Source organism: Rathayibacter sp. AY1A3, from assembly GCF_002930975.1.
GTDB lineage: Bacteria > Actinomycetota > Actinomycetes > Actinomycetales > Microbacteriaceae > Rathayibacter.
Genome location: NZ_PSTO01000001.1, coordinates 83,988 through 109,712, shown reverse-complemented (window position 1 = coordinate 109,712; position 25,725 = coordinate 83,988). Strand labels below are relative to the sequence as shown.

Here is a 25,725-nt window from a genome sequence, read left to right as displayed (position 1 = left end):
TCCATCAGCTCCCGGCCGAGACCGGGAAGTAGAGCGAGAAGGGTTCGTCGACGACCTCGTGCAGAGGCCGGAAGCGGACGGCGGCGGGCTGGCCGACGGCGCGGTAGCCGCGCAGCCACTGGGTCCACTGCCGCTCGTTGTCGGGGGCGAGCAGGGCGGGGGCGTCCTCGAGGCGCCCCCGCAGCGCGATCTCGCGGTCGACGAGGCCGGCCAGCACGATCGGGCCCTCGACGAAGGCGACCGTGCCCGGCTCGTCCGGGATCGGCACGGCGCGGATCTCGGTGCCGAAGGCGAGGTCGACGCTCGTGCGGCCGCCGGGGTGCTCGATCAGGAGCGCGCCGTCGCCCGCCCGGACGCGCTCGGCGTCGCCCGCGACCCCCGGCTCGCCGACGGTCCACTCCGGCACCCGCAGCCGCACGTGCAGCGCGACCCCCTCCTCCGAGACGATCTCGACCCGGATCCGCGAGGCGGTGGGGCGGTGCACGTCGCCCGCGGCACCCGCGTTGGCGTCCGGGCCGACGTAGCCGGCGGTGTCGAGCACCTCGACCCGCACCGCCGCGTCGCCGGCGGCGGACGGCAGGCGCAGGCTCGCGTCGACGTGCTGCGCGATCGTCAGCTCGGCGTCGCCGCCGCGGTAGAAGACGAGCCCGGAGTGGCGCGTGTGCGCCTGCACCAGCGTGCCGTGGCAGCACCAGAAGTCCTCGGTCGGGCTGCCCCAGTCCTTGCGGGCGCCGCCCTCGATCGGCAGGAAGTAGGCGACCATCCCGGTCCGCGGGTTCTGCTGGGCGAGGAGGCCGTTCCAGAGGTTCCGCTCGATGTAGTCGGCGTAGGCGAGGTCGCCGGTCCAGCGCAGCAGCACGTCGGCCAGCCGGATCATGTTGTAGACGACGCAGTGCTCCTGCGTCTTCTCGCCGCGGCGAGCGGCGAACGCGAAGGGCGGCGTCCAGATCTCGCCGGAGGTCTGACCGCCCGTGCAGAAGGTGCCGCGGAGGGTGACCGCCTGCTCCCAGTAGGCCTCGACGATCCTCCGCCAGCGCTCGTCGCCGGTGACCTCGTAGGCGCGGGCGGCGCCGAGGACCTCGGGGATCGTGGTGTTGGCGTGCATGTTGGTCAGCACGTCGCGGCCCTCGAGCAGGCCCTCGAAGAGGGAGCGGCGGTCGTAGCGGCCGAGCAGCTCGGTGTAGACGGGGTCGCCGGTGATCGCGAGGAGGTCGGCCCAGACCTCGAGCATGCCGCCGGTCTCGACCTCGAGGATCTCCTGGAACGCGGCGTCGTCGAATCCGCGGACCCACTCCAGCAGCGGGACCGTGGCGGCCCGCGCCATCCGCAGCGCCCGCTCGTCGCCGAGGTCGAGGTGCAGGTCGACGAGGCCCATCAGCAGCTTGTGCATCGCGTACTGCGGCGCCCAGACGGGGCGGCCGGTCGCGAGGCGGTCGAGGTAGCCGCGCGGGATCGCCCAGATCCAGCCGCCGCCGTTCTCCTCCTGGCAGCGCTCGAGTCCGTCGAGCACGGAGTCGATCCGGACGCGCAGCAGCGGGTCGCCGGTGACCGCGAGCTCGCGAGCCGCTGCGGAGAGCCAGTGGCCGAGGAAGTGCCCGCGCAGCTGCGAGCCCGGCGTCTCCCAGCCCCAGTGCCGGTCGAGGCCGCGGGCCTCGCGCGAGTCCTGCGAGGGGTGCAGGTGCCAGCCCTGGTCGCCGATCCCGGCCTCGATCAGGAAGTTCTGCAGCAGCCCCTCGTCGGTGAGCGAGAGGAGGTAGTCGCGGTTGAGCCGCCGCCGCGCGTCGAGCACCCCGCGCTCCAGGCGGGTCTCGTGCGGGGCCGGGTGGGTCAGCGGCATGGGTGCTCCTCGTCGAGGCGGTGGGTGGTGGGGATGAGCGGTGCGAGCGGTGGTCGATCGGCGCGGGTCGATCCGCGCGGTGGTCCATCCGACCGAGGGTCGAGATCGATCTCTCGCTGTACTCAGACCAGGATCGACGATAGGAATGGGGACATGCAATCCCCGAGAGTGATCCATCTCGTCGCCGATGACGTGTCCGCCCTCCTCACTCAGTCGGGAGGCGACCTGCCCGTGCTGCTGCACTGGGGTCCGCGACTCGACGCGAGCGACGACGATCTCGCAGCTTTCGCAAGAACTCCCGTGCGGACGGGGATCGAGGGCTCCTCCGACGTCCCCTACGAGCCCGGGATCCTGCCCGAGCACACCTTCGGCTGGGCCGGCCTGCCGGGTCTCCGGGTGCACCGGGAGGGCGCCGGCTGGTCGCCGAGGCTGACCGTGGACTCCGTCTCGGTGGACGGGGAGGCCCTCGCGGAGGGCGCGGTCGCGCAGGCCGGCAGCGCCGCCGTGACCGTCGAGGCGCACGACGCGCAGGCCCGGATCGGGGTGGTCCTAGAGATCGTTCTCTCCCCTGCCGGACTGCTCAGGACCCGCGTCTCGGTCCGCAACGACGGCGCCGGGCACCTCGAGGTGATCGGCGTCGACCCCGCCCTCCGGATCCCGACCGAGGCCCGCGAGATCCTGGACTTCTCCGGCCGCTGGGGCACCGAGAAGATCCCCCAGCGCCACCCCGTCGTCACCGGCACCCACTCCCGCTCCTCGCGGCGCGGCCGCACCGGCCTGGACGCGACGACGGTCGTCGCGGTCGGCACCCCCGGCTTCGACTCCGCCGACGGCCGGGTCTGGCTCTGCCACGTCGGCATCGGCGGCAACCACGAGCACGCGGTGGAGCGCGGCGACGGCTGGCTCGCCTTCCGCGGCGGCGAGCTGCTCCTGCCCGGCGAGGTGCGCCTCGCGAGCGGCGAGAGCTACTCCTCCCCCTGGATCTCCGGCAGCTTCGGCCACGGCCTCGACGCTGCGGCCGCCCGCTTCCACGCCCACCTCCGCGGGGTCTCCCGCTCCTCGCGCCGGCCGCGCCCGGTGACGCTCAACGTCTGGGAGGCGGTCTACTTCGACCAGGACCTCGCCGTCCTCGCCGAGCTGGCCGACCGCGCCGCCGCCCTCGGGGTCGAGCGCTACGTGCTCGACGACGGCTGGTTCCTCGGCCGCAGCGACGACCGCGCCGGCCTCGGCGACTGGACGCCCGACCCCGTCGCCTGGCCCGACGGCCTCCTCCCCCTCGCCGAGCACGTCCGCGGCCTGGGCATGGAGTTCGGCCTCTGGGTCGAGCCCGAGATGATCAACGAGGACTCCGACCTCGCCCGTGCGCACCCCGACTGGATCCTGCGGGCCCGCGAGGAGCTGCCGCCGCGGTTCCGCTTCCAGCAGGTGCTCGACCTGACGAACCCCGACGCGTTTGCGCACATCCTCGGCGTGCTCGACGGCCTGGTCGCCGACCTCGGCGTCGCCTACCTCAAGTGGGACCACAACCGCGACCTGATCGACGCGGGCCACCCCGCCACCGGGACGGCCGCGGTGCACGAGCAGACGCTCGCGCTGTACCGGCTGATCGACGAGCTGCGCGCCCGGCACCCGGAGCTCGAGATCGAGAGCTGCGCCTCCGGCGGCGGCCGGGTCGACCTGGGGATCCTCGAGCGCACCGACCGCGTGCACACCTCCGACAACCAGGACCCGCTGGACCGCTCGCGGATGCTGCGCTGGACCGGGCTGCTCGTGCCGCCGGAGATGCTCGGATCGCACGTCGCCTCGCCGGTCAACTCCGTCACCGGTCGCACCAGCGACCTGCACACCCGCTGCGCGATCGCCTTCCTCGGCCACTTCGGGATCGAGTGGGACCTCCGCGAGCTGGACGCGGAGGAGGAGCCCGTGCTGGCGGGCTGGATCGCGGCGTACCGCGAGCACCGCGGCCTGATCGCGACCGGCCGGGTCGTCGGAGGCGACGACTCCGACCCCGACGCGCCGTCGCTGCGGGGCGTCGTCGCGCCGGACGGCTCGGAGGCGCTGTACACGCTGGTCACGCCCGCGCTGACCGCGGACTCGCGCCGCCGCGTCCGCCTCCCGGGCCTGGATCCGCGGGCGCGCTACCGGATCGAGACCGCGCGCCCCGGCTCGCTCGGCCCGCCCTGGCAGAGCCCGCACTGGCTGGAGTCGACGGTGCCGCTGGACTCCGACGCCCCGGCCCCCGCCTACTCGGGGAGCCTGCTGGGCGAGGCGGGCCTGGACCTGCCGACCTTCCACGCCGACCGCGCGATCGTCCTGCGGCTCGTCCGCGAGACCGCGTGAGCACCGCCGCCGACCCCGGCGTCCTCGACACCGCCGACACCGCCGCCGACCCGTCCGCCACCACCCTGGAGCACCCCGTGAACAGCACCGTCACCGTCGACCTCGACCGCCCCGGCGCCACCATCAGCCGCCACCTCTACGGCCACTTCGCCGAGCACCTCGGCCGGTGCATCTACGACGGCTTCTGGGTCGGCGAGGACTCGCCCGTCCCGAACGAGGGCGGGATCCGCCTGGACGTCGTCGAGGCCCTCCGCGCCCTCGACATCCCCAACCTCCGCTGGCCCGGCGGCTGCTTCGCCGACCGCTACCACTGGACCAACGGCATCGGCCCGCGCGAGGAGCGTCCCGGCCTGATCAACACGCAGTGGGGCGGAGTCGCGGAGGACAACTCCTTCGGCACCCACGAGTTCATGGCGCTCTGCGAGCTGCTCGACGCCGACGCCTACATCTCGGGCAACATCGGCTCCGGCACCGTGCAGGAGATGGCGGACTGGGCCGAGTACCTCACCGGCGCGGGGAAGTCGCCGATGGCCGACCTGCGCCGCTCCCACGGCCGGGAGGAGCCGTGGACCGTCCGCTTCTGGGGGCTCGGCAACGAGACGTGGGGCTGCGGCGGCAACATGCGCGCCGGCGCCTACGCCGACCTGGCGCGGCAGTTCGGGACCTTCGTGCAGAGCGGCAACGACACTCCGCTCTACCGCGTGGCCGCCGGAGCCGACGGCGCCGACACCCACTGGACGCAGACGCTGATGGAGGTGATCCCCGAGATCGAGGGGCACCCCTTCTCCTCCGTGCCGTGGGAGTCGGTCTCGGTGCACTACTACACGATCGGCGGCAGCTGGCACGCGAAGGGCAGCGCGACCGACTTCGACGCCGACACCTACTGGAGCACGATCGTGGCCGCGCAGGGGATCGAGGAGCTGCTCCGCTCGCACGCCGCGGTGATGGACGTCCACGACCCCGAGAAGAAGTACGGGATGGTGCTCGACGAGTGGGGCACCTGGTGGGACGTGGAGCCGGGGACCCACCCGGGCTTCCTCTTCCAGCAGAACACGATCCGCGACGCGATGGTCGCGGCCTGGCACTTCGACGTCTTCCACGGCTTCGCCGACCGCCTGACGATGGCGAACATCGCGCAGACGGTGAACGTGCTGCAGGCGATGCTTCTGACGGACCCGGACGGCGGCGAGATGGTCCGCACGCCGACCTACCACGTGTTCGAGATGAACAAGGGGCACCACGACGCGACGGTGCTGCCGACCACGGTCGCCGGCCCGACGCACGCGGTCGACGGCCGCGAGATCCCCGTCGCCTCCGCCTCCGCCTCCACGAAGGACGGCCGCGTCCTGGTCTCGCTGACCAACGTCGACCTGGAGGAGCCGCTCGAGGTCTCCCTCGACTTCCGCGGTGGGACCGTGACCGGCGCGACCGGCCGCCTCCTGACGGCCGACCGCCCCGACGCGCACAACCGGCCCGGCGCCGCCGACGAGGTGAGCCCCGTCGCCCTCGAGGGCATCGAGACCACGGCGACAGGCCTGCGCGTCACGCTTCCCCCGCACTCCTTCGCGACCGTGACGCTGGAGCTGTCGTGATCGCCGCACGCACGGAGGCCGCCCGCCGCCCGCCGATGGGCTGGAACAGCTGGGACTGCTTCGGCGCCTCGGTGACGGAGGAGGAGGTGCTCGCGAACGCCGAGTACCTCGCCGAGCACCTCCTGCCGCACGGCTGGGACACTGTCGTCGTCGACATCCAGTGGTACGAGCCCGATCCCGGCACGAGCGACTACCAGGAGGTGTCGGAGCCGGTGCTCGACGACTGGGGCCGCCCGCAGCCCGCCGTCGGACGCTTCCCCTCCGCGGCGACGGGCGGATTCACGGCGCTGGCCGCGCGCGTGCACGCCCTCGGCCTCCGCTTCGGCGTGCACCTGATGCGCGGCGTCCCCCGACGGGCCGTCGAGCTCGGCCTGCCGGTGCTCGGGGCGGCGGCGACCTGCGCCGACATCGCCGACCGCGGGAACGTCTGCCCGTGGAACCCCGACAACTACGGCGTCGACATGAGCGCGACCGGCGCGCAGCAGTACTACGACTCCGTGATGGCGCAGCTGGCCTCGTGGGGCGTCGACTTCGTGAAGCTCGACGACGTGCTCTACCCGCCGATCCAGGCGGAGGAGATCGCCGCCCTCTCGCGCGCGATCGACGCGACCGGCCGCCCGATGGTGCTGAGCCTCTCGCCCGGCAAGCAGCTCTCGCTCGAGAACCTCGAGCTGCTGCGCTCGACCGCGCAGATGTGGCGGATCTCGGACGACTTCTGGGACGACTGGGCCCACCTGCACGAGCAGTTCCAGCGGGCCGCGCGCTGGGCGCCGCACCAGCGCCCCGGCGCCTGGGCCGACGCCGACATGCTGCCGCTGGGGCGGATCGGCGTGCGCGCGCACGTGGGCGAGGACCGGCTCTCGCGGTTCACGCCCGCGGAGCAGCGGACGCTCGTGACGCTGTGGTGCCTGCTCCGCTCGCCGCTGATGATGGGCGGGCACCTCCCGGACACGCCCGCCGACACTCTCGCGCTGCTGACGAACGGCGACGTCCTCGCGCTCCTCGGCAGCGACGGCAGCCGCGAGATCGTCCGCGACGGCGACCTGGTGGTGTGGTCGGCGTGGCGCGGCGACGAGCAGTGGCGCGGAGTGTTCTGGCTGGGCTCATCGGCGCGGACCTACTCGGCGCACCTGGCCGACCTGGGCTGCTCCGGCGCGACCTCGGCCGTCGACGTGTGGAGCGGCGCCGAGCTGCCGATCGTCGGCGGCGCCGTCGAGCTCGAGCTCGAGCCGCACGGCTGCCGCCTGCTGCGCCTGGCCTGACGCGCGGGCGCCGGCCGGGGCGGGCGGGGCCCGCCCCGGCCCGCCCCGCCTCGCCCCGGCTCGCCTCGGCTCGGCGAGAAGCCAGGACTTGTCGCACTCGACGCCCACTGCGACAACTCCTGCGCACTCGCGGAACCACGATCGGAGGAGTCCGGCGAGAAGCCAGGACTTGTCGCACTCGACGTCGAGTGCGACAACTCCTGCGCACTCGCGAGCGGAGTCGGCGGCGGAGGCGGCGGCGGACGCGAAGAGACGCAGGAAGCCGCCGCGCTCGAGCTCGAGTGCGACGGCCTCCGGACCGTCAGGAGCAGGCGCCCGCGGGTCAGGACTCCGTGTCGACGAGCGAGTCGAGGTGCGCGAGGTCCTCGGACGAGATCTCGAAGTCGACGTCGGCGTTCTCGACGATGCGCGAGGGCGTCGTCGACTTCGGCAGCGGCAGCACGTCCTTCTCGAGCAGGTAGCGGATGCAGAGCTGCGCCACCGACTTGTCGTACTTCGCGGCGATCTCGCCGATGTCGGAGTTGTCGAGCAGGCCGCCCGTCGCGAGCGGCGAGTAGCCCTCCACGAGGATGCCGTGCTCCTTGCAGTACGCGGTCGTCTCGTCCTGGGTGTTGCCGACGAACCAGCGGATCTGGTTGGCGTGCGGCACCACGTCGGTCGCCGCGATCAGCGACTCCAGATCGGCGACCTGGAAGTTCGAGACGCCGATGGCGCGCGAGCGACCGGCCTCGAGGATCTCCTCCATCGCCTTCCACGCCGCGATGTTGCCCTCGCGGTGGTCCGAGCCCATGTCCTGCCAGGGCCACGGGGCGTGGATGAGGTACAGGTCGACGTGGTCGAGCTCGAGCGCCGCCATGGTGGTCTCGAAGCTCGCCTTCGCGCCCTCGTAGTCCTTCACCTCGGCCGGGAGCTTGGTGGTGATGAACACCTCGTCGCGCGGGACGCCGCTGTCGCGCAGGGCCCGGGCGACACTCGCCTCGTTGCCGTAGGCGCGGGCGGTGTCGATGTGGCGGTAGCCGGCCTCGAGCGCGGCGGTCGTCGCGTCGTAGGCCTCGGGGCCGTCGGGGATCTGCCAGGTGCCGAACCCGATCTTCGGGATGGCGACTCCGTTGGACAGCGTGAACGTGTCGGTCAGGGCGGCATGACTCTCCTCTGCATCGGTCTTCTCCGCGGGCCGCCACCGGCGGCGCCGCTCCTTCCACGCTAGGCCGGGCCCCCGGCTCGCGCGGGCCCCTTGCGCTGTGCGCCTCCGGTGCTACGCGGCCGTCGCGCTCCCGGCCGCCGACCCCGCAGAAGTCGCAGGACTCGCGCGCGAGTACCGCGACTTCCGCGGACTCGAGCCGGCACCACCGGCCCGCCCCGCGAGCGGCCGGCGCCTCCCCCCTGAGGCGCCGACCGCTCAGCCTCGCGCCACCGACCAGGGGGTCCGCAGCGCCCGCTCGGCGAGGAATCGCCGCTCCCCCGTGATCGACACCTCCGCCGTCACCGCCGCGTCCGCCGCCGAGGCGCCGGCCGTCAGCCGCAGCGGCCCCGGGTCCACGGCGAGGCGGCCGTCCTCCCCCGTCACCGCGAGCCGGGCCGCGTCGACGTGGAAGTGCACCGTCAGCGTCTCGCCCGCCGCGATCGGCACGCGCGCGAAGCCGATCAGCTGCGCGACCGGCCGCACCACCGCAGACGTCGGGTAGCCCGCGTAGAGCTGCACCACCTCGACCGTGTCGGCGCCGTCGTTCCGGAGCGATACCGCCACGTCGAGCGATCCGCCGACCGGCAGCTCCGCCGCCGTCGCCAGCTCCGTGTACGTCACCGCGCCGCGGGTCAGCCCGTAGCCGAACGGGTAGAGCGGAGTCGCGTCCAGCGCCGTGATCCCGGGGTTCGAGAGCCCGAGCGACGGCTGCAGGTACGTGGTCGACGCGGACGGGAGCCGCGGGATCTGCACGGGCAGCCGCCCGGTCGGAGCCACGCGGCCCGAGAGCACGCCGGCGACCGCGGCCGCCCCGTCCGCTCCCGGGAAGAACGCCTGCACGAGTCCGCGCGCCGCTCCGAACGCCCCGAGCGCGTAGGGCCGGCCCGAGAGGACGACCACCACGGTGGGCACGCCGGTCTCGAGCACGGCCGTCACCAGCGGCTCCTGCGCTCCGGGGAGGCGGAGGTCGGCCGCGTCGCAGCCCTCGCCCGAGGTGCCGTCGCCGAAGAGCCCGGCGATGTCGCCGACCACGACGACCGCCGCATCGGAGCCGCGGACGAGGTCCACCGCCTCCTGCACGCCGTCGGTCGACGCGGAGGTGATAGAGCCGCCCTCCGCGAAGCGCACGCGCGACGCTCCGAACTCCTCCTGCAGCGCCGTCAGCACCGTCGGGATCGACAGGCCGAGGTCGTGCCCGGGGTGCTTGGAGAGCACGTGGTTGGGGAACGCGTAGCAGCCGACCAGGCTGCGGAACTGGTCCGCGGCCGGTCCTACGACGGCGAGCGAGCCGGAGGACAGCAGCCCCGCGACGTCCTCGTCGCGCAGCAGCACGACCGACTCCTCCGCGATCCGCGACGAGATCGCGCGGTTGCGGGCGCTGTCGAGGTCGACCTCCTCGGCCCCCTCGGGCACCAGCGGGCCGCCGTCGAGCAGGCCCGCCTCGAACTTGTGGCGCAGGTGCCTGGCCACGGAGCGGTCGAGGTCGGCCTCGTCGACGACGCCCTCGCGGATCAGGCGCGGCAGCTCGCCGTACGCCGCCGTCTGCGGCAGCTCGACGTCGACCCCGGCGTGCAGCGCCAGGCGCCCCGCGTCGGCCGCGTCGACCGCCACGTGGTGCATGGCCTGGAGGAACGGCACCGCCCAGTAGTCGGCGACGACCGTGCCCTCGAAGCCCCAGCGGTCGCGGAGCAGCGTCGTCAGCAGGTGCCGGCTGGCGCTGCTGGGCACGCCGTCGATGTCGGTGTACGAGGTCATCACGCTGCGGGCGCCGCCGTGCCGCAGGGCGGCCTCGAACGGAGGCAGCACCGTGTCGGCGAGCTCGCGCGGCCCCATGCTGACCGGGCCGTGGTTGCGGGCGCCGCGCGAGGCGGCGTACCCGGCGAAGTGCTTCAGCGTCGCGACGACGCCGGTCCCCTCCAGCCCCGCCACATAGGCGGCGCCGAGCTGCGAGACCAGGTACGGGTCCTCGCCGAGGGTCTCCTCGACGCGGCCCCAGCGGTAGTCCTTCACGACGTCGACGACCGGGGCGAGGCCCTGGTGGATGCCGAGTGCGCGCATGTCCGAGCCGATCGCCTCCGCCATCTCGCCCACGAGCTCCTCATGGAAGGTCGCCGCCCAGGCGAGCGGAGTGGGGAACGCGGTCGCGCCGTACGCGGCCAGCCCGGTGAGGCACTCCTCGTGCGCGATGGCCGGGATGCCGAGGCGGCTGCCGGTGACCACGCGCTCCTGCAGCTCGCGGAGCCGGCGGACGCCCTCGGGGACGGTGACCGGCTCGGTGCCGAACACGCGGGTCAGCTGGCCGAGGCCGCCGGTGAAGAGGTCGTCGCCCGTGGCGGGCCCGTCGTCGAGCTTCGGAGCGAAGTCGTCGGCGGAGTCGGTGAGCCAGACGGAGCCGAGCTGCGCCGCCTTCTCCTCGAGGGTGAGTTCCTGGGTCAGGAGGCGGGCGCGCTCGGCCGGAGGCAGAGCGCGGTCCCGCCAGTCCCGCCCGGGAGGACGCACGGCGTCCGTCCCGGGCAGTGCTGGGGAAGCGTCGTGCATCAGCCCTTGAACGCCCCGTCCATGATCCCGGACACCATCCGGCGGCCGACGAAGAAGAACGCGATCAGCAGCGGGAGGGTGGCCATGAACGATCCGCCCATCGCCAGGGCGACGTCGATCGAGCGGTTGGCCTGCAGCTGCTTCAGCGCGATCTGCACCGTGAACAGCTCCGGCGACTTGAGGACGATGAACGGCCACATGAAGTCGTTCCAGACCGCGGTGAACGTGATCAGCCCGAGGACGAACGCCGCGGGGCGGACCACCGGGAAGGCGATGCGCCAGAACAGCTGCCACGAGTTGGCGCCGTCGATGCGGGCCGCCTGGATCAGCTCGTCGCTGACCGTCGTGGACATGTGCTGCCGCATCCAGAAGATGCCGAAGGCGCTGGCCAGGCCCGGCACGATGATCGCCTGGAGGGTGTCGACCCAGTCGAGCGCCGAAACGATCAGGTACTGCGGGATGATGCTCAGCTGCGCCGGCACCGTCATGGTCAGCAGCACGATCAGGAACAGCACGTTGCGGCCCGGGAACTGCAGCTTCGCGAAGGCGAAGCCGGCCATCGCGCAGAGGATCGCCGAGATGACGGCGATGCTCAGCGACACGATGAGGCTGTTCAGCATCGAGGCGATGAACGGGACGGTGTCGAACACCTTCTCGGCGATCTCCATGAAGTTCGTGCCCGGGTACAGGCGCGGCGGGATCGACGTGACGGCGGTCGCTCCGACCGACGCGACGACGAACATGTAGTAGAGCGGGAAGATCGAGACGAGCACCGCGATCACGAGGAAGACGTAGGTCGGCCAGCCGACTCCGCCGCCCTTCCCGCGCCGCTTCGGCAGCTGTGCCTTCTGGACCGTGGGGGCCAGCGTCTGCGGGACGGCCTGGTCGATCACATCCGACATCAGACGGCCTCCTTCCGGGTGCGGGTGGAGAGGTAGAAGTTGAGGAGGGAGACGAGGACCACGATCACGAACAGCACGACGCCGATGGCGGATCCGTAGCCGAACTTGAACTGGCCGAAGCCCTGCTCGTAGAGGAAGAGCGCCAGCGTCTGGCACTGCCGGCCGGCGCCGCAGGTGAGGCCCGATTCGGGAGCCACCAGGAGCGCCTCCGTGAAGATCTGCAGACCGCCGATGGTCGACATGATCACGGTGAAGACGATGATCGGGCGCAGCGCCGGGATCGTGAGGTGGCGGAACTGCTGCCAGCTGGACGCGCCGTCGACGGAGGCCGCCTCGAACATCTCGCGGGGCAGCGACTGCAGGCCCGCCAGGTAGAGGAGCGTGTTGTAGCCGAACCAGCGCCAGAAGACCATCGTCGAGATGACGATCCAGGAGCCGTAGTTCGTGGCGAGGAAGTTGATCGACGGCAGTCCGAAGATGCCGAGGAACCAGTTGATCAGGCCGAAGTTCTTGTCGAAGATCTGCGCGAACACGATCGCGGTCGCCGCGACGGAGGTGATGTACGGCACCAGCAGCGCCATGCGGAAGAAGTTCGCCCAGCGGAGGCGGGCGTGGTTCAGCAGGTGCGCGAGGAAGAGGGCGAACAGCAGCTGGGGCACCGTCGAGATGATGAAGATGCCGAAGGTGTTGACCAGCGCGTTCCAGAACCGGGAGTCGGCGAAGAGCTGCTGGAAGTTCGCGATGCCGACGAAGGTCTGCTCGCCGATCGGGTTCCAGTCGAAGAGCGAGACGTAGAACGTGAACAGGAGCGGGAAGAGCCCGAAGACGATGAAGATGATGAAGAAGGGCGCGACGTACGCGTAGGGGGCGATCCGCTCCGAGAGGGAGTTGCGGATCCGCGCGGCCTTCTGGACCGGCGCGCTGGGCTGCTTGCGCTGCTTGCGGGGTGGTGCTGCTGTCACCGTTGACACGGGAGTACCTCCGTCGAGAAAGGGGGGAGGGGCCCGGCGCGCGAGGCGCCGGGCCGCTCGGGTGGGTGGGGCGATCAGCCGCCGATGGCCTGCTTGGCCGTGTCGAGTGCGGTCGACCACGCCTTGTCGGAGGTCACGTTGCCGGCCTCCAGCTCGACGAGGGTGTTGAGGAGCGCCCCGTTGATCGGGGTGGTGTCCGGTCCGTTGTAGAAGGACGGGAACTGCTCGACGGAGGTCGCCATGACCTCGCCGATCTTCGAGTCGCCGAAGAACGGGTCGGTGTACGACTGGACCTCTTCGCTGGCGACCGCCTCGGTGGCGGCGGGCAGCGTGCCCGAGGCCTTGAAGTGGTCGGTCTGGCCCTCGGCCGACATCATCGTCTTGATGTACTGCCAGGCGGCCTCGGGGTGCTCGGCGCGGGCGGGGATGGCGATGACGCTGCCGCCCCAGTTGCCGCCGATCCCGGGGACGCTGGTGACGCGCCAGTTGCCGGCGGTGTCGGGGGCGTCGGTCTTGATGCCGGCGAGGATCCACGAGGGGGCGATCGTCACGGCGAAGGCGCCGTTCGCGCGGCCCGGGGCCCAGCCCGAGGACCAGGCGGCGATGCCGGCGCTGATGCCGGCGTCCTTGGTGTCCACGGCGACCTGGAACGCGTCCTTCACCTGCGGGTTGGTGTCGTAGACCAGCTCGCCGTCGGGCGAGTAGTACTTCTCCGAGACCTGGTTGACGGTCGAGAAGAAGACGCTGGTCTCGATGTTGTCGACGAACGGCTTGCCGGTCGCCTCGGTGTACTTCTTGCCGGTCTCGATGAAGGACGGCCAGTCCTTCCAGAGCTCGGCGACCTGGTCGGGCTCGGTCGGCAGGCCGGCCTGCTCGAAGAGGTCGGCGCGGTAGGCGAAGCCCAGTCCGCCGACGTCGGTCGGGACGCCCACGACGGAGCCGTCGTCGGCGGTCGCGGCGGAGGCGGCCCACGGGAGGTAGGTCGAGGCGACGTCGTCGCCGCCGAGGGTGCGCAGGTCGAGGAAGTTCGAGCTGTTGGCGACGAACTGGGGCAGGTCGTCGTTCTGGATCATGACCAGGTCAGGCACCTTGCCGCCGGCGAGGGCCGCGGTGAGGGCGGTGGCGGTCTCGGTCGTGCTGCCGACCTCGGAGAGCTTGATCTTCGCGTCGGGCATCTTCGCGAGGTACTCGTCGACGCTGTCCTTGGCGTTGATGCCGGTGAAGGACCAGAAGGTGGCTTCGGCGTTCGGGTCGTCCGAGGCGCCTCCTCCCCCTCCGGACGAGCACCCGGTCAGGGTGAGCGCGACTACTGCTGCTGCGGCGGCTACGGCCGTCAGGCTTCTTTTCACGACAATTCCTCTTCGTTGGGGATTCGCAGGGTTTCGGTGAGGGCGGGCCTCAGAGAACGATCTCTTGGCGGCCAACCTAACCCGCCCACGAGCACGATGCAAGCGAGAACCGGTCTCCGCGAGATAACGATCTCCGCCTAGTATCAAAGGGAAGTTTCGCAAATCGAGCAGTTCCGGACGGCCGCCCGCCGCCCCGTGCGAGTCTTCACCTCGACGCTCTCCCCACCGTGCTCCGCGGGGAGGCGCGGAAGCCGGAACCTCCCCTCGCAGAAGGAAGCAGCATGACTCGACCCACGCTGGTGGACGTCGCCCAGGCCGCGGGCGTCTCGCGCGCCACCGCCGCCCGGGTGCTCGCAGGCGGCACCAATGTCGACGTCCGGATGACCGCCGCGGTCGAGCGCGCCGCGAAGTCCCTCGGCTACGAGGCGAACAGCGCCGCCCGGATGCTCCGCGGCGGGCGGGCCGGGGCCATCGCCCTGATCGTCGCCTTCAACGAGCTCGACAGCCTCACCGGGACGTTCTTCACCTCGGTGCTGAAGGGCGCCGCGAAGGGCCTGTACGCCGGCGAGGTGCAGCCCGTGCTGCTGCCCGCCGACCACGACGACAGCGACCGCATCCCCCGCTTCCTCCGCTCGCGGGCCGTCGACGGCGCGATCGTGATCCTCCAGCACGAGATCACCCACCTCGCCCAGGCGCTGGCCGACTCCCCCGTGCCGATCGCCTGGGTCGGCCGCCCGCGCGTCGCCCTGCCCGAGGACGCGATCGTCATCGACTCCGACAACTACGGAGGCGGCCGCCTCGCCGCCCGCGCACTCGCCGACTCCGGCCGCCGGCGCCTGGGCATCATCGCCGGCCCGCACGACATGGAGCCCGCCCGCGACCGCATCCGCGGCTGGCGCGACGAGCTCACCGAGCTCGGTCTCGACTCCAGCCCGATCGTGCACGGCGCCTTCACCCTCGAGAGCGGTTCCGCCGCGATGGCGCGTCTCCTGCAGCGCCACCCCGACCTCGACGGCGTCTTCGCCTCCTCCGACCTGATGGCCAACGGCGCGATCCGCGTGCTGCAGGCGTCCGGCCGCCGCGTCCCCGCCGACGTCTCCGTCATCGGCTTCGACGACGTCGTCATCGCGACCACCTCGGATCCGACCCTCACGACCATCCGGCAGCCCCTGGAGGACATGGGCCGCGTCGCCGCCGAGACCGTCGTCGCCGTCGTGCAGGGCCGCCCGGTCGACCGGCAGCCGATCCTCGCGACGACCCTCGTGCAGCGCGAGTCCGCATGACCCCGCCTTCCCCGCACCGCCTGATCGTCAGCACCGACGCCGCGAACGAGGCCGACGACCAGTTCGCGATCGTCCAGGCGCTGCTGACCGACACCCTCGACGTCCGCGGTCTGGTGGCGGCGCACTTCGGCCGGCCGGGGAGCATGCCGGAGTCGCGCGCCGAGATCGACCGCATCGTGGAGTTGGCGGGAGCGACGGTGACCGTCGTCGACGGCGCCGAGTCGGCCCTGCCCGCCGAGGCGTCGGACGGCGCCCGCCTGATCGAGGCCGAGGCGCTGCGCGACGCCGGCCGACTGTGGATCGCCGTGCTCGGGCCGCTGACCGACGTCGCCGCCGCCCTGCTGCTCGAGCCGTCGATCGCCTCCCGCGACGTCGTGGTCGTCTGGGTCGGCGGCCCGCCCTACGACGAGATCCCCGCCTACAGCCCCGAGTTCAACCTCATCAACGACGTCGACGCCGCGAACCGCGTCCTCGAGTCGGGCATCGCCCTCTGGCAGATCCCGATGCCCGTGTACTCCGGAGTCGGAGTCGGGCACGCCGAGCTGCGGACGCGCCTGCGCGGAACCAGCCCCCTCGGCGACTACCTGGTGGACCAGCTGATCGCGTTCAACGACACCATCCCGTACGGGCCGCTCGACTTCCGGTCGCTGGGCGACAGCCCGGCGATCGGCGCCGTGATGAACCCCGCCGGCGGACGCTGGCGGGAGCGCCGCGCGCCGCGGTTCTCCGCGGACGGCGAACTCCTGCCCGACTCCGGGCCGCACACGATCCGGGTCTGCGAAGCGTTCGACACCCGCTGGCTGATCGAGGACCTGTTCGCGAAGCTCGTGGAGTTCGGGGAGCGAGCGGGCGGCGAGTAGAGGAGGGCCTCCCCGACATGGTGGAGCTCGGCCTGATCACCGCTCGCCACACGGTCAGCTGGTGGAAGCTGCACCGCGACCGCAGGAAGATCCTCGCGGCGCTGGACGAGCTCGCGGACCGGTGACCGGATCGCCCGGCTGAGTATCGAGCCGCTGGCGAGGAGATCCGCGCCGCGCACGCGGGAGAGTCCGTCCGCGCGATCGGCGGGCGATCAGGCCGACTCGCGGAGCACCAGCTGGTGACGGACGGTGCGGTGGACGTCCGGGCCGCCCGGGGGGAGCTCGCCGGCGATCATGGCGACCGCGAGGTCGAGGGCGTGCCGCGCGAGCTCGTCGAGGTCGACGGCGAGGGTGGTCAGCGTCGGTGCGAGCAGCCGCCCGATCGAGAGGCCGTCGATCCCGACCACCCGGACGTCGCCGGGCACGTCGACGCCCGCCCGACGGCAGGCGGAGAGCACGCCGAGCGCGCAGAGGTCGTTGAACGCGACGATCGCGTCGGCGACCCGCGGCCGGGCGATGATCCGCTCGGTCGCGTCCGCGGCCGCCTGGGCGGTGGGGCCCTCGGCGCGGACGACGGAGGCCTCGAGTCCGCGCGCGGCGAAGGCCCGGATCAGCAGCTCGGCTCGCCGGCTCGGCCGCGCGTCCCGCGAGACGTCGACGACCACCGGGCGCCGCACGCCCGCTCCCACCAGGTGCTCGGCCAGCGCCTCGACGGCCTCGGAGTGGTCGAGCAGCACCGCGGCGCGCAGCGGGTCGCCGGTCGGGTCGAGCTCGACGACGGGCACGGAGCCGAGCCGCTCGATCCACTCCGCGGCACGATCGCCGAAGGTGCCGATCACCGCATCGGTCTGCGCGCCCAGCGCCTGGATCATCCGGTCGGAGTCGGCGGCGAGGCCCACGTCCGCGAGCGACACGTTCCAGCCCCGCGCCGCCGCAACCCGCACGACGGCCGAGGCGAGCTCCGGCGACCACGGGTTCCGCAGGTCGTCGACGACGAGCCCGAGCTGGTGCTCGCCGCCGGTGACCAGGCCGCGGCCGAACCGCGACGGGCGGTAGGACAGCTGCTCCGCGGCGTCGAGGACCCGCCGCTTCGTCTCCTCGCTGATGCCCGGCATGCCGTTCATCGCGCGGGTGACGGTCTGTCGGGAGACCCCGGCGGCGGCCGCGACGTCGTGGATCGTCGCGCGGCCGCCGGCCTCGGCACCGCTCAGGCGCGGAGGTCGAGCCATGCCGTCTGCTCCGGAGTCAGCTCGATCGACAGGCCGCGCATCGACGAGCGCAGCTCGGTGATCGTGCGCGGCCCGAAGAGCGGGAAGGTGGGGAACGGCTGCGCGAGCACGTAGGCCAGCGCGATCGCCGTCGCTCCGACGCCGTGCTCGGCCGCCAGCTGCTCGGCCCGGCGCAGGCGCTCGAAGTTGTCCGGCCCGTAGTAGCAGCGCACCAGCTCGGCGTCGCTGGTGTCGTCCGGGCGCGCGCGGCCGGTGAAGAAGCCGCGGGCCTGCGAGGACCACGGCAGCAGCGGGATCTGCCGCTCGACCAGCCACTCCTTCGACGCCCGGTCGGTGACGTGGACGCAGCCCTCCCACGGCACGTCGTACGCCTCGGCCAGGCCGAAGTGGTCGCTCAGCGCCTGGAACCCGGCCCGCCCGTGAGTGCGGGCGTACTCCTGCGCCTCGTCGAAGCGCGCCGGCGTCCAGTTCGAGACGCCGTAGGCGCGGATCCGCCCGGCGCGCTGGTGCTCGTCCATCACGTCGACGAACTCCCCCACCGGCACCTCGAGGTTGTCGCGGTGCATCAGGTAGATGTCGGCGTAGTCGGTGCCCTGCCGCTCGAGGCTCTCGAGCAGCTGCCGGGAGAGCGATTCCGGGTCGCAGTAGGGGGTGTGCGCGCCCTTGGTGATCACGACGACGTCCTCGCGGATGCCGCGGTTGCGGATCCACCGGCCGAGGCGGCCCTCCATCTCGCCGTCGCCGTAGATGTAGCCGGTGTCGAAGGCAGTGCCGCCCTGCTCGACGAACGCGTCGAAGATCGCCGAGGCGTGCGCCAGATCCGGCTGATTGTCGACACCCATCACGAGCCGCGACATCCGCTTTCCGACGCCGGGGATCTCGCCGAAGAGCATCGGGCTGTCCGATGCCGCGCGCAGCGGCCGCCCGGACACCGTCGGGATGTCCGCGGTCTCGGCCTCGAACGGGAAGCGCAGGCCGATCGCGGCGCGCCAGCGGTCGAGCGTGCGAGCCGTCGCGAGCGTCTCCTCGAGCGTCATCTGCGGCGCCTCGACCGAACCGGCCGCCAGGGCATCGGTCGTCGCGTCCGCCTCGAGCGCGTAGGGGCTCTCCCCCTCGAACGTGAGGATGCGCGGCTCCTCCCCCACGACGCTGATCTCGATGCCCGCGTCGGACGCACCGAACCACGGGTCGGCCACGTGCAGCCGGCCCCGTGTGCCGTGGATCGTCAGGGCGTTCACGTCGTCGAGCGCCACTCCGGTGCGGAGGGTCGCGGTGATGCCGCCGCGGTAGGTCGCGCGGGCGACGCTCCACTCGTCGACACCGGTCGGGCCGAGGCTGCCCCTCGCGTCGAACTCGACGGGCTCGGCGACGGCGGCACCGGTCGCGGCCTGCACCACGGCCGCCGCGGCGGTGACGGTGTACCCGCCGACGTCGAGGACGCCTCCTCCGGCCGTCGCGACGTCGTACAGGCGGCCCTCGCGGGACGGGGTGCGGAAGGAGAAGGAGGCGTCGATGTGCACGACCTCGCCGATCGCGCCGTCGCGGACGAGTTCGAGCAGCGCGGCCGTCTGCGGGTGGAAGCGGTACATGTACGCCTCGACCAGCGGCAGACCCGCGCTGCGGGCGGCGTCGACCAGGGCCATCGCCGTGCCGTGGTTGACGGCGAGCGGCTTCTCGCAGAGCACGGCCTTGCCGGCCTCGAGCGCCTGCAGGACGAGCGCGGCGTGACCCGTGTGCACGGTGGAGATGTAGACCGCGGTGACCCGCGGGTCGGTGAGGACCGCGGCGTAGTCGCCGGCGGTCGCGTCCGCGAAGCCGTGCTCGACGGCTTCGGCGGCGAAGGCCGCGGCGCGCCCCGGATCGGAGCTGCCCGCCGCGACGAGCCGGGCGCCGCGGTCGCTCGCCGGGAGCTGGGAGAGGAACCGGCGCGCGATGCTGCCGGGGCCGAGCACCGCCCAGCCGGGTGCGGGAGTGGTCGGGGTGGAGTCGGTCATGGGTGACCCTTTCGCGGCGTCGTCGGCGTGAACGTTCACGCACCACGGTAGGCGGGCGGGAGGGGACGGGACAAGTGCGGCGCGGAACCTGTACGTGAACGTTCACCAGGTAACGGAGGGTGCTCCCCCGCTGCTCGAGCGGGCGGGCGGAGGGACGGGAGCCGCGATTGCTTCGGATGCCGAGCGCCGTCACCACCCGAAGACTGGCGCCGATTAGCTGCGTTCGCTCTGTGGCTGCTCTCGGTCGGTTTGGCCGGGGTGGTGATGGTGATCGTGTGGGGCGGGGCCCTGCTCGGCTTTCACTTGACCGAGTTCGCTCGCTGGGGAGGCGTCGTGTACGTCGGTGTCGCGGCACTCGGCTGTGCGGCGCAGGGATGGTGGCGCTTTCGTTCGGGACCTCGAGCGCGCGGCTGGCTCTGGCTAGAAGATACTGCACTGATCACCGCCGGAATCGTCCTCATCGTCGCTACTGCGGCGCAGAACGCAGGGGCGATCACGTTCACCTGGGAGACGTAGAGCCCTACGAAGACCTGCTGGCGCGAATTCGGTTCCCACGACCGGTGGACGATCCCCATACGGGATGACCTGTTCCAGGCAGTCTCCGACTCACCGTCGCGGTGCCATCTCTTCGGTAGAAGCGATCTGCCCGCCGGAGAAGTCCACCTGGACCGGCGCGGCGCCGTCGAGACCTTCGGGCGCATCCAGCACGAAGCTCCACAGCGCGGCATCCTCCTGACATCCGGCGGGATCGACCTGCTGCTTCGTCTCGATCAGCAGCCGATCCGGGGCCAGGACTTCCATCGTCGCGGGGACGACGGGGCAGTTCCCACTTCCCGTCAGGGTCAGCTCGAAACCATCACCCTCATCGAGCCAGCGAACCCGACTCGCCTCGAATCCCTCGATACCGCCCCGAGAGATCGAACGGTACAGCACCCCTTCTGGAGCCGACTCACTCGACCCCAGTCCCGGCAGCCTCTGCGGCTCAGCACGCGCGCAGCCGAGCATCAGCAACCCGATCCCACAGATCCCGACCACTATCACTGCACGCCCCCGCATGCGCGACAGCCTAAGCGGCTCGTCCGGTCGCAGGAGCGATTCAGGACCCAGAGCTGTCCCCGGCCGAACTCGCTCTCCGCGGTGGAGCCGCTGCGTCAGAATGCGTCTGCGATCGACCGCCGTACGGGACGGCCGCGCTCGGTTTCCGGGGCTCGACTACCGGCGCCGAAACGCTCCGTACAGCGCGCCGAGGACGATCAGACTGCCGATCCCAACGAGGACCCAGGTACGAGGATCCTCATTGACGCTGGTGCACACGCCTGGGGAGTTCGCATACTCCGCACAGCTACCCGAACGGTCACTGGCGAGAAGGACTACAGCGACGAGAGCAACAAACGCGATCGCGAGCCACCACCACCGAACGCGACGCCGAACCACTGCACCCATGACCAGACTGTACGACGATGGCGCTTGGTTGAGGAGGTGGCCAAGCATCGATGGGGCATCGGTGTGATTGCCTGCCACTCCCCTGCCGGCGGAGCCGGCCGACGTCAGCTATTCAGAGGAGCGTTTTGACACCCCTGAGCTGTCCCCACCCGAACGAGCTCTCCGCGATGAAATCTTGAAGGTCGCTCTGCACGGCCACAGCGAGGACGGACATGGCGACGCCGCTCTGAAGCTCTCGCGATGAGCCCGTCTCCTCGAGGACAGCCCACTGCACGACGACGCTGCCGTCCTCGAGCCGATCCGCAGGACTCAGCGGGGAACCGTCCGGCCACTCTGCGAGCCGCACGAAGTGCAGCCGAAGCGACGAGCGTTCATCCTCGTGCAGCATCTCCTCGAACACGGGAACGAGCGCCAGTCGCAGCTCCTCGATCGTCGTCACCGCGTACCAGCGCTGTCGAGGTAGACGTTCTCACTGAGCAGCGTCCACGTCTCTTCCGCGCCCCCGCCGTCCGGAACGACATGGAAAGTGTTCCGGCCGATCGTGCCGTCGAACTCGCCGGCCCCGCAACTCTGATCCCACGTGTCTTCGTCAGCGAAGCTCGTCAAGCACGTCGTGCCCGGATCGCTCGCACCGACCGCTGTGGAGTCGATAGCGAACGTCCTGCTGTTCGTGCCAGTCGCGTTCCTTGCGGGAGTGCGCTGGCGGCGACCTGTTGTGGCGGGTCTCGGAGCGAGCGCGATGTCCGCGGGAATCGAGCTCATTCAGGCTGTGGTGCCGGCCATCGGTCGCGCGTGCGATACGAGCGACGGGATCACGAACACCATCGGCGCTGCCATCGGCAGCCTTCTCGCACACGCCGTGCTGTACCGGCAGCGACGACGCACTCACGCTCGGTGAGCCCGCCGGCACGTCGACCTCGCCGGCGCGGTTCACGCGGGGAAGCGCACGCCCGTCAGCTCCTCGGACAGTCCCCACATGCGACGTGCGTCGTCGACGTCGGCCACGCGGGAGAAGGGCCGCTGCTCCGCGGGCGCGCCGCCGAGGTGCCCGGGTCCGCTCGGGCCGATGAGGCGACCGCCGCCTCCGGTCGAGGTCGCCGCCAGCAGCGCCGGCAGGGACGCGGTCTCGGCGGTCCCCACGAGGATGCCGATCCGGGACAGGAAGCGGATCGTTCGCACGTCGAGCCCGTCACGGGAGCGGCCCGTCGCCGTGCGCGCCGCGAGGAGGCTCGTCGGCGCGACGCCGGGATGGGCGAGATCGCTCGTGATCCCCCATTCTCCCGCCGCGCTGCGGCGCTGCAGCTCGAGGCCGAAGAGGCCGAACGCGATCTTCGACGAGCTGTACGCCCGCATCGCGTGGTAGCGGCGCTCCCACTGGAGGTCGTCCCAGTTCACCGCGCCCTGGCCGGCCGCGACGCTCACCTGCGAGACGACGCGCGCGGCTCCGGCCCGCAGCAGTGGCAGCAGGCGCCCCAAGAGCGCGAAGTGACCCAGGTGGTTCGTCCCCAGCTGCAGCTCGAACCCGTCGGCCGTGGTGCGACGCGCGGGCGGCGTCATCACGCCGGCGTTAGCGACGAGCAGATGAAGGGGCGCACCCGTCTCCGCGAGGCGGGACGCGAGAGACCCCACGGAGTCGAGCGACGCGAGATCGAGGTCGTGCAGCGTCACGCGAGCCGCCGGGTGGCGCTCCCGGATGCGCGCGACGGCGGCCTCGCCTTTCCGCCGGTCTCGCACCGGCAGCAGGACCTCGGCATTCCTGCCGGCGAGCCGCGTGGCGAGAGCCAGGCCGATGCCGTCGCTTCCTCCGGTGACGAGTGCGCGGCGACCGGTGAGGTCGGGGACGGGGATGTCGATCGGACGACGAGCCATGGCGGGGCCTCCTGGCGGTGGTGACGCGGCGGATCCGCGTCGGCTGCGATGAGCCTGGCCGTTCCGCCGAGGCGGATCCACGGCGCGTCCAGACGTGGATCGGCAGGTCCTGGCTGAGATCACGGGCACCCGGGAGGATGGATCGACACCAGGAGGACGCATGCGCCAGATGGATCCCGCGGGGCTCGCCGAGTTCCTGCGCCGCCGCCGCGAGGCTCTCCAGCCGGAGGACGTCGGCCTGCCGCGCACGGCCCGCCGCCGCACGAGCGGACTCCGCCGCGAGGAGGTCGCGGCCCTCTCCAGCATGTCGGCCGACTACTACGCCCGCATCGAGCGCGGAAGCAGCCCGCAACCGTCCGAGCAGATGCTCGCGGCGATCGCGCACGGGCTGCACCTCACGCTCGACGAACGGGATCATCTGCTCCGCCTCGCGGGGTACGAGCCGCCGGCCCGCGGAGGTACGAGCGACCATGTCGCCCCTGGGCTGCTGCGCATCCTCGATCGCCTCGAGGACACACCCGCCGAGGTGGTCTCCGAGCTCGGCGAGACGTTGATGCAGACGCCACTCGGCGTCGCGCTCACGGGCGACACCTCCCACTTCATCGGACCCGAGCGCAGCATCGGGTACCGCTGGTTCGCCGACCCGGACAGCCGTCGCCTCTACGCGGAGGAGGACCATGCGTTCCTGGGGCGCCTGTGGGTCTCAGGTCTCCGCGAGGTCGCGACCCGACGCGGCCCGGATTCCCGAGCGGCGCGCTACGTGCAGCTCCTGATGTCGCAGAGCGCAGAGTTCCGCGGGCTGTGGACGGCACACGAAGTGGGCGTCCGGCCGAACGCCATCAAGCGGTTCGTGCACCCCGAGCTCGGCCGGTTGGAACTGTCCTGCCAGACGCTCGTGGATCCGGAGCAGCTGCACTACCTACTCGTCTACACGGCCGCACCCGGCTCGGAGAGCCACGAAAAGCTCCGGCTCCTCAGCGTCATCGGCACGCAGACGATGCGCTGACACGCAGCACCGACCGCACCGCCGGCGAGCAGGACCAGCAGGCGCTCGCGCCGGACAGGAACCCGGAAGGCGAGGGCCTGCGAGAACAAAGATCAGCACTCGGTATGCACCCGTGGTCGCGACGTGGCCGATGCCCGCGATGCCGAAACGGCACCCCGACCCCGTGTCGCACGCTCTCTTCGAGCGATCCCCTAACGGGACGACCCACTGAGATGGTTTGCGCGATGCCTGCTGGTGCTTCTACCCTCGAAAGGTGCATTTGTACTTCCTGTGACGGCTGAGTAAGGCCTACCGCGCTCGTTGAGTTCCTCCGAGCCTGCGGCGGCCGCTTGCTCTCGACCCCTTTCTGTCGGGGTCGCCGTCACTCGCGCATCGGCGCGCTGCTCAGCGCGTCGTGCGTCGTCTCGAAGGATTCGAATGCCCACCTCCACCCACCCGATTCCGGCGCGCCTGCGCGCCCAACTCACCGCCACCGACGTCTCCGTGATCCGCGGAGCAACGACGGTCCTCCACCACGTCGACGTCGCGGTCACACCCCTGTCCCGTCTTGCGATCGTCGGGGAGAACGGCCGCGGGAAGTCGACTCTTCTGCACGTCCTCGCCGACACCTTGGTCCCCGAGGAGGGTGCCGTGCACCGCGTCGGCACTCTCGGCCTGGCCGAGCAGGAGATGCCCGCGAGCGATGACCGGACGGTCGGCCAGGCGGTCGCGGACGCGATCGCCGCACCGCTCTCGGCTCTCGCAGCCCTCGCTGCGGCCGCCGTCGACCTCGCCGCCGGTGTCGAGGGCGCGGACGAGCGGTACGCGACCGCGCTCGAAGAGGCGGAAGCCCTCGACGCCTGGGACGCCGAGCGGCGGGTGCGGATCGCGCTCGACGCGCTCGACGCCGAGTCGGACCCGGCACGGCGACTCGATGACTTGTCGGTCGGACAGCGGTACCGGGTGCGGCTGGCGTGCCTGCTCGGCGCCGACGACGACTTCCTCCTACTGGATGAGCCGACGAACCACCTCGACCGCAGCGGCCTCGAGTTCCTCACCGAGCGGCTGCGCACCCGCCGCGGCGGCGTAGTGGTCGTGACTCACGACCGCGCTCTGCTGACAGACGTCGCGGACTCGATCCTCGACCTCGATCCGACACCCGACGACCGGCCCCGCGTATACGGCGGCGGCTACGCCGGCTACCGCGAGGGACGAGCGGCGGAGCGTGAGCGGTGGGAGCAGGAGTACGACCGGCAGCAGGCCGAGCACGCCCGCCTGCAGGACAGTCTCACCGCAGCGCAGAATCGACTCGTCTCCGGCTGGCGTCCGGAGAAGGGCACCGACAAGCACGGCCGCGCCACCCGTGCGGGCGGCCTCGTGCAGAGCGTGCACCGCCGCCAGGACCAGCTCGACGCGCATGCGGTGACCGTGCCGGAGCCTCCGCAGCAGTTCCGGTTCCCGGATCTCGCGACGCGCACCGGAGCGGCGCTGCTCACCGCCGACGGCGTGAGCGTCGAGTGCCGACTGTCCGTGGCGGCATCGCTGTCCCTGTCGCATCGGGGTCGGCTGGTGCTGACCGGGGCGAACGGCGCCGGGAAGTCGACGCTACTCGCAGTCCTCGCAGGCGACCTCGAACCGGACACCGGCACAGTCCGCCGGCCGCGCGGCGTGCGGCTGGGATTCCTCCGCCAGGAGAGCACCCTTCCGTTGGACCGACGCGCGAGCGACCTCTACCGGACTCGCGTCGACGCTCTCCTCGCAGAGGACGCGCTCAGTGGCGTCGAGGCGGTCGGGCTCTCGCAGCTCGGACTCCTGCGGCCGCGGGAGTCGAGCAAGCGGGTCGGTGAGTTGTCGACGGGGCAGCAGCGGCGCCTCGACCTGGCGCTCGTGCTCGCGGCCCGACCGCACGTGCTCCTGCTGGACGAGCCGACGAACCACCTCTCGATCGCGCTCGTGGACGAGCTCACCGATGCTCTCGCCGCCACCGAAGCGGCCGTCGTCCTCTCCACGCACGACCGGCAGCTGCTCCGCGACGTCGAGACGTGGCCGCATCTGCGCCTCGCGGCCGGAAGCGAGGTCGCAGCGTGA

At 71.9% G+C, this 25,725-nt stretch carries 20 protein-coding genes; 9 read left to right on the top strand and 11 right to left on the bottom strand.

Annotated elements, in window-relative coordinates; translation table 11 throughout:
* Window positions 1–4 precede the first annotated feature (4 nt).
* Window positions 5–1,837 carry a beta-L-arabinofuranosidase domain-containing protein gene (locus tag C5C10_RS00560; RefSeq protein ID WP_181073348.1) on the bottom strand — a complete coding sequence of 611 codons (1,833 nt, stop codon included), beginning with the start codon at window positions 1,835–1,837 and terminating at the stop codon, window positions 5–7.
* A 153-nt stretch (window positions 1,838–1,990) separates the two neighbouring features.
* On the opposite strand from C5C10_RS00560, the gene C5C10_RS00555 reads away from it, so the two are divergent.
* The 3 genes from C5C10_RS00555 to C5C10_RS00545 are packed head-to-tail and all read left to right on the top strand — an operon-like array spanning window position 1,991 to window position 7,031.
* On the top strand, window positions 1,991–4,177 hold the full coding sequence (locus C5C10_RS00555) for an alpha-galactosidase (protein ID WP_104328296.1): 2,187 nt from the start codon (window positions 1,991–1,993) through the stop codon (window positions 4,175–4,177).
* Window positions 4,174–5,769 carry an alpha-N-arabinofuranosidase gene (locus tag C5C10_RS00550; RefSeq protein WP_374953333.1) on the top strand — a complete coding sequence of 532 codons (1,596 nt, stop codon included), beginning with the start codon at window positions 4,174–4,176 and terminating at the stop codon, window positions 5,767–5,769. The genes C5C10_RS00555 and C5C10_RS00550 overlap by 4 nt, the downstream gene beginning before the upstream one ends.
* Window positions 5,766–7,031 carry a glycoside hydrolase family 27 protein gene (locus C5C10_RS00545; protein WP_258060316.1) on the top strand — a complete coding sequence of 422 codons (1,266 nt, stop codon included), beginning with the start codon at window positions 5,766–5,768 and terminating at the stop codon, window positions 7,029–7,031. Before C5C10_RS00550 ends, C5C10_RS00545 begins: the two co-directional genes overlap by 4 nt.
* Before the next feature lie 322 nt (window positions 7,032–7,353).
* Here the strand turns inward: C5C10_RS00545 and C5C10_RS00540 are convergent, their stop codons facing one another.
* The 5 genes from C5C10_RS00540 to C5C10_RS00520 form a co-directional block, all read right to left on the bottom strand.
* The gene (locus C5C10_RS00540) at window positions 7,354–8,121 is read right to left on the bottom strand and encodes an aldo/keto reductase (RefSeq protein WP_258060330.1); all 768 of its coding nucleotides are present in this window, start codon (window positions 8,119–8,121) and stop codon (window positions 7,354–7,356) included.
* Window positions 8,122–8,430: 309 nt separating this feature from the next.
* The gene (locus C5C10_RS00535; protein WP_104328234.1) at window positions 8,431–10,752 is read right to left on the bottom strand and encodes a glycoside hydrolase family 3 N-terminal domain-containing protein; all 2,322 of its coding nucleotides are present in this window, start codon (window positions 10,750–10,752) and stop codon (window positions 8,431–8,433) included.
* Window positions 10,752–11,654 carry a carbohydrate ABC transporter permease gene (locus C5C10_RS00530; RefSeq protein WP_104328233.1) on the bottom strand — a complete coding sequence of 301 codons (903 nt, stop codon included), beginning with the start codon at window positions 11,652–11,654 and terminating at the stop codon, window positions 10,752–10,754. The genes C5C10_RS00535 and C5C10_RS00530 overlap by 1 nt, the downstream gene beginning before the upstream one ends.
* A complete protein-coding gene (locus C5C10_RS00525; protein ID WP_104224677.1) occupies window positions 11,654–12,616 on the bottom strand; it encodes a carbohydrate ABC transporter permease in 963 nt (320 codons plus the stop codon). Before C5C10_RS00525 ends, C5C10_RS00530 begins: the two co-directional genes overlap by 1 nt.
* 83 nt (window positions 12,617–12,699) lie before the next feature.
* Complete coding sequence (locus tag C5C10_RS00520) at window positions 12,700–13,974, bottom strand: extracellular solute-binding protein (protein WP_104226495.1); 1,275 nt, start codon at window positions 13,972–13,974, stop codon at window positions 12,700–12,702.
* 281 nt (window positions 13,975–14,255) lie between these two features.
* Here C5C10_RS00520 and C5C10_RS00515 point away from each other — a divergent pair, with 281 nt between their 5' ends.
* Both C5C10_RS00515 and C5C10_RS00510 read left to right on the top strand, forming a co-directional pair.
* Window positions 14,256–15,257, top strand: coding sequence for a LacI family DNA-binding transcriptional regulator (locus C5C10_RS00515; RefSeq protein WP_104224675.1), 1,002 nt, complete (start codon window positions 14,256–14,258; stop codon window positions 15,255–15,257).
* Window positions 15,254–16,117: a nucleoside hydrolase gene (locus C5C10_RS00510; RefSeq protein ID WP_104328232.1), complete on the top strand. Its 864-nt coding sequence runs from the start codon at window positions 15,254–15,256 to the stop codon at window positions 16,115–16,117. Before C5C10_RS00515 ends, C5C10_RS00510 begins: the two co-directional genes overlap by 4 nt.
* A 212-nt stretch (window positions 16,118–16,329) precedes the next feature.
* Here the strand turns inward: C5C10_RS00510 and C5C10_RS00505 are convergent, their stop codons facing one another.
* Window positions 16,330–17,346 carry a LacI family DNA-binding transcriptional regulator gene (locus C5C10_RS00505; protein WP_104328231.1) on the bottom strand — a complete coding sequence of 339 codons (1,017 nt, stop codon included), beginning with the start codon at window positions 17,344–17,346 and terminating at the stop codon, window positions 16,330–16,332.
* Entirely contained in the window at window positions 17,325–19,340 is a 2,016-nt protein-coding gene (locus C5C10_RS00500; protein ID WP_104328230.1) for an aldo/keto reductase, read from the bottom strand. The genes C5C10_RS00505 and C5C10_RS00500 overlap by 22 nt, the downstream gene beginning before the upstream one ends.
* A 258-nt stretch (window positions 19,341–19,598) precedes the next feature.
* On the opposite strand from C5C10_RS00500, the gene C5C10_RS17455 reads away from it, so the two are divergent.
* Entirely contained in the window at window positions 19,599–19,856 is a 258-nt protein-coding gene (locus tag C5C10_RS17455) for a hypothetical protein (protein ID WP_146082078.1), read from the top strand.
* A 90-nt stretch (window positions 19,857–19,946) separates the two neighbouring features.
* Here C5C10_RS17455 and C5C10_RS00495 read toward each other — a convergent pair whose 3' ends face one another.
* Both C5C10_RS00495 and C5C10_RS00490 read right to left on the bottom strand, forming a co-directional pair.
* On the bottom strand, window positions 19,947–20,351 hold the full coding sequence (locus tag C5C10_RS00495) for a hypothetical protein (protein ID WP_146082077.1): 405 nt from the start codon (window positions 20,349–20,351) through the stop codon (window positions 19,947–19,949).
* A 544-nt stretch (window positions 20,352–20,895) separates the two neighbouring features.
* A complete protein-coding gene (locus tag C5C10_RS00490; RefSeq protein ID WP_104328228.1) occupies window positions 20,896–21,222 on the bottom strand; it encodes a hypothetical protein in 327 nt (108 codons plus the stop codon).
* Window positions 21,223–21,363: 141 nt separating this feature from the next.
* Between C5C10_RS00490 and C5C10_RS18400 the strand changes: the two genes are divergently transcribed.
* Window positions 21,364–21,681, top strand: a complete 318-nt coding sequence (locus C5C10_RS18400) for a VanZ family protein (protein ID WP_104328227.1) — start codon at window positions 21,364–21,366, stop codon at window positions 21,679–21,681.
* A 32-nt stretch (window positions 21,682–21,713) separates the two neighbouring features.
* Here the strand turns inward: C5C10_RS18400 and C5C10_RS00480 are convergent, their stop codons facing one another.
* Complete coding sequence (locus C5C10_RS00480; RefSeq protein ID WP_104328226.1) at window positions 21,714–22,652, bottom strand: SDR family oxidoreductase; 939 nt, start codon at window positions 22,650–22,652, stop codon at window positions 21,714–21,716.
* A gap of 160 nt (window positions 22,653–22,812) precedes the next feature.
* Between C5C10_RS00480 and C5C10_RS00475 the strand changes: the two genes are divergently transcribed.
* The gene (locus tag C5C10_RS00475; RefSeq protein ID WP_104328225.1) at window positions 22,813–23,658 is read left to right on the top strand and encodes a helix-turn-helix transcriptional regulator; all 846 of its coding nucleotides are present in this window, start codon (window positions 22,813–22,815) and stop codon (window positions 23,656–23,658) included.
* Window positions 23,659–24,075: 417 nt separating this feature from the next.
* The gene (locus tag C5C10_RS00470; RefSeq protein WP_104328224.1) at window positions 24,076–25,725 is read left to right on the top strand and encodes an ABC-F family ATP-binding cassette domain-containing protein; all 1,650 of its coding nucleotides are present in this window, start codon (window positions 24,076–24,078) and stop codon (window positions 25,723–25,725) included.